This window comes from Arsukibacterium sp., assembly GCF_033722355.1.
GTDB lineage: Bacteria > Pseudomonadota > Gammaproteobacteria > Enterobacterales > Alteromonadaceae > Alishewanella.
The window spans coordinates 1-12,494 of record NZ_JAWVZF010000075.1 but is presented as its reverse complement, the minus strand read 5'-3'; the positions used below and the strand labels follow the sequence as shown (position 1 = coordinate 12,494).

At 54.6% G+C, this 12,494-nt stretch carries 9 protein-coding genes and 1 pseudogene; 4 read left to right on the top strand and 6 right to left on the bottom strand.

Annotated elements, in window-relative coordinates; all coding sequences use genetic code 11:
* Positions 1-780, top strand: a pseudogene (locus tag R3177_RS08625) (peptidase M14); the annotation flags it as partial.
* Here the strand turns inward: R3177_RS08625 and R3177_RS08620 are convergent.
* The 5 genes from R3177_RS08620 to R3177_RS08600 form a co-directional block, all read right to left on the bottom strand.
* Positions 777-1,331 carry an NAD(P)H-dependent oxidoreductase gene (locus R3177_RS08620; RefSeq protein WP_318970630.1) on the bottom strand — a complete coding sequence of 185 codons (555 nt, stop codon included), beginning with the start codon at positions 1,329-1,331 and terminating at the stop codon, positions 777-779. The pseudogene R3177_RS08625 and the gene R3177_RS08620 sit on opposite strands and share 4 nt — an antisense overlap.
* Before the next feature lie 91 nt (positions 1,332-1,422).
* Entirely contained in the window at positions 1,423-2,601 is a 1,179-nt protein-coding gene (locus R3177_RS08615) for a DUF1343 domain-containing protein (RefSeq protein WP_318970629.1), read from the bottom strand.
* Entirely contained in the window at positions 2,601-3,518 is a 918-nt protein-coding gene (gene murQ / locus R3177_RS08610) for an N-acetylmuramic acid 6-phosphate etherase (protein WP_318970628.1), read from the bottom strand. The genes R3177_RS08615 and murQ overlap by 1 nt, the downstream gene beginning before the upstream one ends.
* Before the next feature lie 26 nt (positions 3,519-3,544).
* Positions 3,545-4,420 (bottom strand): BadF/BadG/BcrA/BcrD ATPase family protein, encoded by an 876-nt coding sequence (locus R3177_RS08605; RefSeq protein WP_318970627.1) that lies wholly within the window; start codon positions 4,418-4,420, stop codon positions 3,545-3,547.
* Entirely contained in the window at positions 4,421-6,001 is a 1,581-nt protein-coding gene (locus tag R3177_RS08600) for a sodium:solute symporter (RefSeq protein WP_318970626.1), read from the bottom strand.
* A gap of 137 nt (positions 6,002-6,138) precedes the next feature.
* Between R3177_RS08600 and R3177_RS08595 the strand changes: the two genes are divergently transcribed.
* The 3 genes from R3177_RS08595 (at position 6,139) to R3177_RS08585 (ending at position 11,969) form a co-directional block, all read left to right on the top strand.
* Entirely contained in the window at positions 6,139-8,088 is a 1,950-nt protein-coding gene (locus R3177_RS08595; RefSeq protein WP_318970625.1) for a glycoside hydrolase family 3 N-terminal domain-containing protein, read from the top strand.
* A complete protein-coding gene (locus tag R3177_RS08590; protein ID WP_318970624.1) occupies positions 8,088-9,281 on the top strand; it encodes an acyltransferase family protein in 1,194 nt (397 codons plus the stop codon). The genes R3177_RS08595 and R3177_RS08590 overlap by 1 nt, the downstream gene beginning before the upstream one ends.
* A gap of 102 nt (positions 9,282-9,383) precedes the next feature.
* The gene (locus tag R3177_RS08585; protein WP_318970623.1) at positions 9,384-11,969 is read left to right on the top strand and encodes an EAL domain-containing protein; all 2,586 of its coding nucleotides are present in this window, start codon (positions 9,384-9,386) and stop codon (positions 11,967-11,969) included.
* A gap of 6 nt (positions 11,970-11,975) precedes the next feature.
* Here R3177_RS08585 and R3177_RS08580 read toward each other — a convergent pair.
* Positions 11,976-12,494: DUF1294 domain-containing protein (locus R3177_RS08580; RefSeq protein ID WP_318970622.1), on the bottom strand; the 519-nt coding region annotated here is incomplete at its 5' end.

The following is a 12,494-nucleotide window of genomic DNA, read 5'->3' as shown; positions in this document are numbered from 1 at the left end:
CGCCATGCCGCCATGCAGCTGATAAGCGCGGTAAAACCACTGCTGGATAAAGCGATACCTGAGCAGCTTGGCCGCTATGATGACGAGTATTCCATGCGCTCGTTCGGCGATACCTTTTCCAGAATGGGCATCAGCACTGTGCTGGTGGAAGCAGGAGGTAACTATAACGACCCGTATCGTCAGGTTGCGCGCCGGCTAAATGTGCAGTTGTACTTACGCTGGCTGGATTTGATTAGCAGCGGTCACTATCGTAATTACGATTTAAGTGGCTATAACAGTATTCCAATGAACAACAGTGGTGGTATGAAAGATTTAATTATCCGCCAGGTTAGTCTGCCGAAAGCGGATGGTAGCGGTGTGCTGGCCCGGGTCGATTTAGCCTTTACTGCCGGTGGCAATGGCCGGGGTAGTGTTATGCTGGATGAAATAGGTGACGCCCGTATTTATGGCGCTTATCACAGCCTGGATGCCAGTGGCATGGCATATCGGGCCGGTAAAGCCTACCCGCTGACGGCGCCATTGCAGTTAACCCGTGACAAATATCTGCAGTTGCTCTCTGATGGTTACAGCCACTTTAGCGGTGATGCCGGCTTACTGACGAATACCTCTGACTGGCCGGTGGCGATAAACCCGCGCGGTGTTAACTCGAGTTGGCCGCAGCGCAGCAGGAGCACGACGTTTTTACTGAGCAAAGACAATAAGGTGCACATTGCAGTAATTAATGGCCGGCCTGTCAGGCTTGCAGATGGCAGCCTGACAGACCCCTATCTTGGTAATTAGTTGTTGTTTCCGTTCAGGCGCTGTTGCCAGCTGAGCAGCGCAGCCAAGAGCTTGCGGATATTGGCCTGAATTTTCTGATCAATCAGATCGCCGTCGTTATCAAAGGCACCACTGAACGCATTGGCAAACACTTCGGGTTGGTTCAGCGGGTGCAGGTTCAGATACACACAGACCTGACGCAAATGGTACTGGGCCCGGCTGGAGCCCATACCGGCCGCTGAGCCCATAATGGCGACCGGCTTGCCGCTTAATAAATGATTGTCAGGCTCGCGCGAGGCCCAGTCGAGTGCGTTTTTCAACGCAGGTGCCAGCGAATAATTGTATTCCGGACAGGCCAGTAGCAGGGCATCTGCTTCGGCCATTTGTTGCAGCAGGGTTTGTACCGCCGCCGGTTTTGCGCCCAGGTCGGCATTGTAAAAGGGCACTTCCATTAAATCCGCCAGATGAATTTTCATGCCGTCAGGGCAGTTACCCATGGCGTAGCGTACCAGGCCCCGGTTAGTCGATTTTGCCCGCAGGCTGCCGCAAATGGCTAACACATTAATACTCATTTTAACTCCTGTTTGTTAAAACAGCTTTTAGTGTAGTTGAGATTAATGGTCTGAAAAGCATGCGGTGATCCGCCGCAAAGGCAAAGGATGTTCAGTCATATAATAAATAGGGCTGGCGTTTGCCAGCAAAGTCGTTAAGGGCGCTTTGCCAGCTGGCCCGGATTTGCTGCTCGGTGAAGCCCTGTTCAATTTGTTGTCGCAGGGTAGCACTGCCGGCCAGTTTATCCATAAAACCGGGCGAGCTGAAAAACGTCGCGTTATTGGCTGCAAATAAGCGGTGCCAGTTAATTAGATAATTTAAATCTAAACCGCCGGCATTTACCTGGCGCAGATCCTGGCCTGTGCTTGGGGTATCCTTTAGCGGTGGATTCAGCGCCGCGCCGGGGGTTGCCACCGGGGTAAAGGCAAAATTTCCGAGACTGAACTTGTCATAACCCAGCACCTGAAACGGGAAGGGCGTGCCCCGACCGACGCTTAACGGTGTAGCCTCAAAAAAACCAAGCGACGGATAGAGCGCAACAGCCTGATCATTGGGTAAATTCGGGCTGGGCGGCACCGGCAGGCTGTAAGGCATATCGCGCTGGTAGTTGGCGACCGGAATGACCGTCAGCTGTAACTGCGCGGCCTGGTTTATCCAGCCTTCGCCTTTAATCATCAGCGCCAGCTCGCCAACGGTCATGCCATGCAACAGCGGGATAGGGTGCATGCCAACAAACGACTGGAACGCCAAATCCAGTACCGGGCCATCCAGATAGCGGCCGTTCGGGTTGGGGCGATCCAGCACCAGCATCGCCACATTGTGCTCAGCGGCAGCCTGCATCAGGTAGTGCATTGAGCTGATATAGGTGTAATACCGAACCCCGACGTCCTGGATATCGAAAATAACCAGATCCAGTGCCTGCATCTGGTCAGCACTGGGTGCCTTACTGGCGCCATACAGCGATAACAGTGGAAGGCCGGTTTTACTGTCGATACCAGAGCTGACTTTGGCGCCGGCGTCATGGTCTCCCCGAAAGCCATGCTCCGGCGCAAAAATGCTGACAATATTCACGCCATTTGCCAGTAGCACATCGACCAGATGCTGTTCGCCTACCAAGGACGTCTGGTTAACCAGCAGGCCCACTCTTTTGCCTTGTAGCAATGGCAGATAAACCGCCAGTTGCTCAGCACCGGGGCTAATGGCCGCTGGCGCAGCTAGCGGCTGCGAAGAGCTGGCTTCGTTGCAGCCGGCCAGCCACAGCAAAGCCAGAATACTGAGCAGCAGGCGCATTATTGCTGCTCCAGTGCTTTACTGACGAACCCCTGGCTATCAGCCAGTGCCCGCTGGCAACTGGCAACATCCTGGCCGGTCAGGATCATCAGGATGGCCAGTTTGGCATGCATACCGGCCTGTAACAGTGCGGCATTGGCGGTGGCGCTGTCGCAATCGGTCGCCTGCATCACAATCCGCACTGCGCGGGCTTCCAGTTTCTGGTTACTGGCATGCAAATCCACCATCAGGTTCTGATAGACCTTGCCGCTGCGCACCATGGCGGCGGTGCTTAACATATTAAGCAGCATCTTCTGGGCGGTGCCGGCTTTCATCCGGGTTGAGCCGGTCAGCACTTCCGGGCCTACTTCGGCACAAATGGCGATATCGGCGGCGGCCAGAACAGGCCCATTGGCATTACAACTGATGGCGACAGTGGTGGCGCCCAGCTTGCGGCCATGGGCCAGTGCGCCCATGACATAGGGCGTGCGACCACTGGCGGCAATGCCAACCAGCACATCATCGGGGCCAAAGTTAATCGCTGTCAGCGCCTCCACAGCCAGTTGCGGGCTATCTTCTGCGCCCTCGACAGCCTGCTGAATCGCTTTGCTGCCACCGGCAATCAATGCTGTTACCTGCTCTGCCGGCACACTGAAGGTCGGTGGACACTCGGCGGCATCTAAAATACCCAGGCGGCCGCTGGTGCCGGCACCAGCATAAATTAAACGCCCGCCACGGGAAAATGCCGCTACAATGGCATCAACCGCCCGGGCAACCTGGGGCAGGCAGGCTTTTATGGCCGGGGCAACGGTATGATCGGCCTGATTAATCAGGCTGACAATCGCCAGGCTGTTCATTTTATCCAGCTCGGCGGAGTCGGGGTTACGGGCCTCGGTACTCATATTCGCCAGCTGTTGCAGTAATTCAGTTTGACTCATCAGATGCTCACTTTATCTGTTTGGGATTATAAATCAGCAGGCCGGGTCCGGGCCAGATGCCTGGCTGCCAGGATCAGACCACCATCCAGCGCATCGCCAGCGGGCGCCTGCAACAGCTGTTTGATATCAGCGCTTAGCAATGACTGACTGCTCTGAGCAAGACCGCCCAGTAATACCACGGGAAGTTCGCGCTGGCCGCGGCAACACCTGATCAGTTCGGTAATGGCATCCGCCTGCTGTTGCAGGATCTGCCGGGCCAGCGGGCAGCGCTGGTGACTGAACACCAGTGGCGCCAGCGCAGCAAAATCCGCCGCAGTAGCTTGCTTTAACCAGGGTAGTACCGTGCTGGCATTATCGCCACAATGGCTGGCGAGCGCCCGGGTTAACGGGCTGGTCAGCCCCTCATCACTGTCCAGCTGCCAGAGCAGCTGGCGCACGGCCAGTTTACCCAGCCAGGCGCCGCCGCCTTCATCACCAATTGTAAAACCCCAGCCACCCACCTGCTGCTCGCTGCCATCCTGGTCCAGTCGCATCGCGACCGAGCCGGTTCCCAGCGCCACCATTACCACCGGCTGGCCGTTGTTAGCACCATATAATGAGGTGCGGGCATCAGTGGTCAGCTGCCAGGCGGCAAAATTCAACTGCAACTGCTGACAAAAAGCACGGTGTAATTGGGGGTTGCCGGCACCGGCCAGACCAATGCAGGCCATGACCTGATGCAGGCCGATACCCGCCTGCTGGCACAGTTGCAGGCTAAGCTGGCGCACGGTACTGATAGCTAGCTCAAGATCATTTGTCAGCTGGGCAGGGCCTGCTGCGGCCTGCCATTGCTGGCCGCTGATCGCATGCTGCAGCCTGGCCAGGGTTTTCGTGCCGCCACCGTCTACCGCCAGTAAATACATTTAATGCTCCGGATAGTTAGATGTTGTTGCTGACGCCGTGGGCCGGGGCGCGCCACTGAGGCAAACCAGCCAGGCAACCAGGGTGCCCAGACATAACTGCCAGGTGAAGCCGAGATCCCAGGCTGCCAGCGTCGGGCTGATCATCTGCAAAAGGTACGGTTGCATTAACAGCGTAACGCTAAACCCGGCCAACAGGGCCGCGGTAACACTTTTGCTGTTGCCTCTGTTGCTGAACAGCGCGGTAAAAAACACGCCAAGCAAACCACTGTAAGAAAATACCATTACACTGAGCGCAAAGGCCAGCAATGGCATAGCAGAGTACTGCTGCCAGTAAAAACAGAGCACCGCCATCGCCGATAAAGTGACTGCAGTTAATAACATGGCCCACTGGCCCGCCCGCACATAATGCCGCTCTGGGGTTGCAGCATGGCGCTGCTCGTGCCAGGGCTTATAAATATCTGCCACCAGCACCGACGCCATCGAATTTAAACCGGAGGTGATCGTTGATAAGGCTGCAGCAATCACGCCCACCACCACCAGACCACGTAAACCGGATGGCATTTCGTTTAACACATAATACATAAAGACCGTTACCTGTTCACCGGCGAAGCTGCTGGTGTAGCTGGCACTGTTGCTGATGACGTCCGGGCGCTGATAATAGACATATAACAGCAGGCCAATAACAATGAATACCAGCATCACCGGAATAACCATTAATGCCGACGACAACAGCGCTTTGGCGCCACCGGCAGCGGTTTTACAGGTCAGCACCCGCTGGGTCATATCCTGATCCAGACCAAAGGCCGCAACATTGAGCAGCACGAAACCGGTGAGTGCTGACCAGACGGTAAAGACGCCGCTGCTGCTGAAATCGAGCCTGAAATCGAACAGCTGCAATTTGGAGCTGCCATCAGCCAGCGGTTCACTCAGTACGGCGTATAACGTCCCCGGGTCCAGTTGCAAACTATGGTACAGGTAGCCCATCACCACCAGTGCCGCAGTGACATAGACGGCGCACTGCATCGCATCGGTATAAATAACCGAACGGATACCGCCGGCCATGGTGCAGGCCAGGCCGATAACTGCCAGCACACCGATAGCACTGATCACACTATGTGGCTCAATATTGTTAAACAACAGCATGGCCACAGCCAGTGCTGCCATGTAAAGCCTGGCACCACTGGCAAAAACCCGACCAAACAGATACATTTTTCCGGCATGGTTTTTTGCGGTGGCATTAAACCGGTTTTCCAAAAGTTCGTAAACGGTGGTGACTTTCAGCTCGTAATAGCGGGGGATCAGCCATTTAATGACCAGCAAACTGGCAATAATAGCGCCGATATTGGTCGCCAGATACGTTAAATTACCCCGAAAGCCCATGTCGGGGCCGCCGAGAAAGGTGGCGGCAGATTGCGAGGTGGCCAGCACCGAGATGGCTACCAGAAAAGGTGGCATGGTATTGCCACCGAGAAAATAATCGCTGCTGGTATCGGCCCGGCGCCGGTTTACCCAGAATGCCACCATTGCCAGCAGCAGGAAATAACCAAAAAATACCGTCCAGTCTAATACCGTCAATTGCATGGCTGAATTCCCAAAGCAGCGTCGTGCTGTTAATTTTTATTATAGGGCCCGCCGCTACTGGCGGCCCGGCAGTTTTTTTGTTTTACTGCTCGCTGTTACTTGTCAGAGGTTACCTTAGCATAAGTGGAGTACACAGTGTGTCAGATCAGCAATACGGATGGCAATGTGCCAGGCATTGGGGAGTTATCTTATGGTTTATCTGGTCTGGGATGCTGGCAATGAATAGCCAGGCACAGACAACCAGCGCCGCAGCAACAGAGGCGCAGCCCAGTGTCCGGCAGATGCTCGGCCAGAAGCTGATGCTTGACTTACGCTATTACTGCCCAGAGCCTACCGCCGCTGGTAAATGCCGTACGCCGTTAACCAGCCTGCCTGCTGAGCTGGCAAAGCTGATTAGCCAGTATGATATTGGCGGCGTCATTTTGTTTGCGGAAAACCTGCAAGACAGTCAGCAGATTATTGGCCTGAACCGGCAATTACAACAAGCCGCAGCGCGATCCACGTTAAAGCAGCCGTTATTTATCAGTATTGATCAGGAAGGCGGCCGGGTAGCCCGTTTGCCGAGGCAGCTGGCCACCTCATTCAGTGGCAATATGGCGATTGGCGCCACCTATCCAGAGCATGGTAATCATTTTGCTACTGTGGCCGGCACTATCATGGCCGACGAGTTGTTGGCCCTTGGCATTAATGTTAACTTTGCCCCGACCGTCGACGTTAACGTTAACCCGGATAACCCGGTGATTAATGTCCGGTCTTTTGCTGAAAGCCCTGCTGTCGTCGCAGAGCTGGGCGCTGCGATGACAGCGGCAATGCAGCAGCGTGGGGTGATTGCAGCGCTGAAACATTTTCCGGGCCATGGTGATACTCATGTCGACAGCCATTTAGGCTTACCGCGGGTAGAACATAGCCGCGAGCAGATTGATCAGGTTGATTTACTGCCGTTTACAGAAATTATCAACAAGCAGCAGCCGGGTATGATTATGACCGCCCATATTCAGTATCCGGCACTGGACAGCAGCACCTTTACCGCGAAAGACGGTCAGCAGATGCTGAAGCCGGCCACCTTATCACGGGCAATTCTGCATGACTTACTGCGACAGCAGCTGGGTTATCAGGGGCTGATTGTTACCGACGCGCTGGATATGGCTGGGATCAGCCATTTTTTCAGTCCGCACGATGCGGTTATTCAGACGTTTGCCGCCGGGGCCGATATTGCGCTGATGCCGGTGAAACTGCAAAGCCCGGCTGAACTGGCCGATTTAGCCGCATTGTTAAAAGCACTGGAGCAGGCCGTTGCCGATGGCCGGCTGAATAAAACCGAGTTGCTGGCATCCTATCAGCGGATCAGCAGGCTGAAGCAGCAATACCCGCTGCTGCCCAAGAGTACGGCTGCTGAACAACTGGCCCGCGCTGAACGGCTGCTTGGCAGTCAGGCGCACCGCCAGGCCGAACTGGCGCTGGCCCAGGCGGCGATTACCCGGATACCACGAACGGCTGGTGATAATCAGGCAGCACTGCCCAGTTTGATCGGCAAAAAAATCCTGCTGATTATGCCCGACAGTAATAAAGCCGCGGCGCTTAGCCTGGCATTGCAGCAACAAAGCCAGCAGACGCTTAATATTCAGAGCCTCAGTTTACTGCAGGATGACCTGACCGGAGCGGCTGCACTGCTGGCAAAGAGCGACGTGGTGATCAGTGGTTTTATTACGCCGATGCCGTCGCTGGCTGAAATAGGCGGCATGGATGATGTCAGTGCGCTCGGGCCATTAGCGGCCCGTTATCAGCGCCAGCAGCAAGACTTACTTGCCCTGTTACGCCAGGTGGCGCAGTTAAAAATCCCGCATGTTTACCTTAGCCTGCGTGCGCCTTACGATGCTGCTGTGTATGGCCAGTATGCTGATATCAGTCTGGCAAGCTATGCCTATAACAGTGAGGATGAGGCCATTGCTGCCGGCTTCCCGGGCGCCACGTACACCGCGCTGGCCCGGGTGCTGCTTGGTCAGGTTAAGCCAGGCGGGCAGTTACCGGTCACCGTTAAATCAGCAGCTGAGCGGTCAGCGCCTGCTAAACACGGGCCGGCGCATTAATGCTGGCAGCACTTAAAGCCCATTGTGATGCCATTCTGGCTGCCTTGCCGGCGCAGCGGCTGCTGGCGCTGGATGTATTGCGCGGATTAACCATTACCGCCATGATTCTGGTCAATAACCCGGGTAGCTGGAATTATGTCTACGGGCCGCTGCGCCATGCGCCTTGGCACGGCTGGACCATAACTGATCTGATTTTCCCGTTTTTTATTGTCATTGTCGGCATATCGCTGCAACTGAGCCTGCAACACCGGCGGCAGCAGAGCCGGCGGCAGCTAATTGGCCATGCTGCCGGGCGCAGCCTGAAGCTGATTGGACTGGGTTTGTTTCTGGCATTATTTTACTTTAGTGTTGCCGATCCGGCAGCCGGTTATCTTCAGCAGAAACTGCAGTCGCTGCGCTGGCTTGGCGTACTGCAACGGATTGGTCTGGTGTACGTTCTGACGGTGCTAATTGTGCTGTACTGTGGCACCCGCGGGCGGCTTGCCTGGCTGTGCGGGCTTAGTGCTGTTTATCTGTTCGCCATGTGGTATCTGCCGTATCAGGACAGCCAGGGAAACCGTTTCAGCGGTCTGCTTGAATCTGGCAATAACTTTGCTGCCTGGCTTGATCATACAGTGCTGGGTGCTGCTCATGTGTATTACCGCACCGCCACCCCCTTTGCCTTCGACCCTGAAGGTATCTGGTCAACCTTACCGGCCACCGCCAGCTGCTTAAGCGGGGTACTGCTGGGCCAGTGGTTACAGACTGAACGCAGCCTGGCACAGAAAATTCGCGGCTTGCTGCTGGCAGGGGTGGTGGCGGTCTGGCTGGCTGAGTTATGGCATTTCAGTTTACCGATTAATAAAAACCTGTGGACCCCGAGTTTTGTGTTGTTAAGTAGTGGTTACTGTGCGATTGCGCTGGCAGCCTGTATCTGGTTGTGTGATATCAAACGCTGGCGGCGCTGGAGCGCCCCTTTTGTGGTATTTGGTGCCAATGCTATTCTGTTTTTTATGCTGGCTGGCATCAGTTCCCGCTTGCTGGTTATGATCCCGGTTGGGGATGAGCTGCTCAAAGGCTGGTTATTTAAGCAGCTGTTCCAACCGCTGTTTGGTGATCTGAATGGCTCACTGGCGTTCGCCCTGGTTTTTCTGCTGTTATCTTATCTGCTGATGCACTGGTGTTACCGGCGCGGGGTCATTTTTAAGGTATAACCTGTGACCACGGCACTAAGGCAATGGGTCTGGCACCACCATTTGCAATTTAAGCTGCCTGCAGTAAGCTCAATAACAGAATAATTAATAAGTGACATACTTATGCGCTGTGTTGCCCGGTTAACGGCTGTGTTGCTGTGTGCTGCCAGTGGGTTAGTTTTTTGTCCAGCCGCCAGTGAGCAGCCTGCAAAGGCCAGCAGACCACTGGTGGTCGGTATTTATCAGAACCCGCCGAAAATTGTAGTCAGTGCCGATGGCATGCCCACCGGGATCTTCGGCGATCTGTTAACGCAGATGGCAAAACAGCATAACTGGCAGTTAAAACCGGTAAGCTGTGACTGGGCGTACTGTCTGGCGCTGCTGGCAAGTGGCGATATCGATATTATGCCGGATGTGGCCTTTACTGAAGAGCGGGCACAGCAGATGAGTTTTCATCAGACGCCGGTGCTTTACAGCTGGTCACGCTTATACAGTCTGCCAGAGCATCACATTCAGGAACTGGCTCAGCTGGCGGGGCTGAGAGTGGCCGTACTGCAGGACAGCTCACAATACCATTATCTTCAGAATTACAGCCAGCAACAGCAGCTGAACCTGACATTACACGGCGTTAAATCGCTGCAGGCGGCGTTTAATCTGGTGGCCGCCGGCGGGGCTGATGTGGCGGTAGCCAACCATTTGTTTGGTGATAACCGGGCTGCGGAATTTCAGCTACAGGCTAATCTGTTACGATTTGACCCGGTCGAGTTGTTTTACGCGACCGCAAAGGGCCGTAATCTGCCGGTTTTGCAAAGCATTGAGCAGCAGCTGCAATTATGGCAGGCTGATCCACAATCGTTTTATTTTCAAACAATTCACCGCTGGAATAAACCCGGTACCAGCGCAGAGCAAAAGCTGTCGCTGCTGCTGATCTGGTCGGTACTGGCGACTGTATTGTTGCTGCTTAGCGTGATGGCGCTGCTCTGGTACCTAAAGCGCAGTAAACAGCAGCTTGACGAGTTGCAGCTGAGCCAGGATCGGCTGACCACCATTCTGAACAGTGTTGATGCCAATATCTATATTAAAGATACCCGCCGCCGTTATCAGTACGTCAACGACAAAGTTGCCAGATTGTTTGGCCGCCCGCCGGAGCAGATTATCGGCCATACCGACAGCTTATTTTTTGATGCGAAAACCATCAGCCAGTTGCAGCTGAATGATCAACGGGTGCTGGCCGGCGGTGAGCGGGTGGTTGAAGAAGAAACTAACCGGATGGCTGACGGTAGCGCCGAGCATGTCTATTTATCGGTCAAGTTGCCGCTGCGCGATGCCAGCGGCAATATTTATGCCCTGTGTGGCATTTCCACTGATATCACCGAACTTAAGCAGAATCAGGCAGCCATTCATCAGCTGGCGTTTTATGATGCGTTAACGTCATTGCCTAACCGTCGTTTGCTGCTGGAAAGACTGGAGCAGGCCTTTAATCTGGTAGACCGGATGCCCTGCCAGGGCGCTGTACTCTTTATAGATTTGGACCATTTTAAAGATTTAAATGATACCTTAGGCCACGCCGTCGGTGATGAGCTGCTTAGTCAGGTCGCCAGCCGGCTTGGGGCACAGCTGCGCAAAAGCGATACGCTGGCCCGGTTTGGTGGCGATGAATTTGTGGTATTGCTGGCTGAGCTGCAGCCCCGGCCTGATTTAGCCTCTCAACGGGTAGAGCTGCTGGCCATGAAGCTGATGGATATACTGAGCCAGCCTTTTCAGCTGGGCGATCGTAGCTACAGCATCAGTGCCAGTATCGGCATTGCCATGTTCAGTGATGCGGACAATGTCGATGAGCTGCTGCAACGGGCCGATTTGGCGATGTATGATGCGAAAAACCGCGGCCGCAACCGTTACAGTTTTTATGACAGCCAACTGCAGGCCAAAGCGCTGGCGCGTTCTGCCCTGCAAACCGGATTACGCAAGGCCCTAAGCCTGGATCAATTCAGTTTGTATTATCAGCCACAGTACCACAGTGATGGTAAGGTATTGGGCGCCGAGGTGCTGTTGCGCTGGTTTGATGAAGAGTTAGGTCCGGTATCGCCGGCTGAGTTTATTCCGCTGGCAGAGGACAGTGGTTTAATTCTGCCGATAGGTGCCTGGGTATTGCAACAAAGCTGTCAGCAACTGGCTGACTGGCAGCAGGATCCGGAAAAAGCCGGTTGGCATCTGGCGGTCAACTTAAGTGTCCGCCAGCTGCACGATGTCGACTTTGTGCAACTGGTACATGATACGTTACAGCGAACGGGGGCAAATCCGGAAAATCTGGTGCTGGAACTGACAGAAACCCAGCTATTGGAAGATGTTGAAGCTGTTATTGCCAAAATGCAGCAACTCGGCAGGATGGGCGTCAGGTTTTCGCTGGATGATTTTGGCACCGGCTACTCGTCGCTCAGTTATTTAAAGCGCTTGCCGCTTAATCAGTTAAAAATTGACGGTAGCTTTGTGCGGGACTTACTGGTTGACCCTAGCGATGAAGCGATTATCAGAACTATCCTGGCATTGGGTAATAGTCTGGAGCTGGCGGTAATTGCCGAAGGGGTTGAGACCAGACAGCAATACCTGGCGCTGCGCAAACTGGGGTGCCAGCAGTTTCAGGGCTACCTGCTGGGACGGCCGGGACCGGTCGGGCAGTTAAGCACTGAGCCGCAAAGGCCAGATTGGTAAAAGGGCTCAGGACCACAGCGCCAGCCGGCCGAGAAATAACTGACCGTGCTGTGATAATAACCAGATAAGCAAAATACCATTACCGATAATAACAAGCAGAAATTCTCTCTGAAACAAGAATTTACGCCTTTTATGCGACAGTTTCTTCTGGGCCAGTAAGGCGCCTGGCCAGCCGCCAATCAGGCTGAATAATTGTAAACTTTGCTCTGGCAGCCGTTGCCGCTGGCGGGCAATTGCCGCCGCTTTATCGGCCCGGTACAGCCAGTAAGTAAATAAACTTGCTTCGATATACAGAATGGGTAGCACATAAGGCAGGGTGCCAAACAGCAGGGCAATAACCACCAACACCAGAAACGCGCAGCGAAAATACAGAGCGACATCCTGCGCGTAGTCAAGATCAACAAACTCGGGCTCTGGTGGCGGTAAGATTTTAGCAGCGGGCTCAATCATTTTCAGCTGACGGGCAATGGGCCGCCGTTGTTTATCGCTGCCCAGCGTAAACTGCAGCCGGCAGCCTTCCGCAGG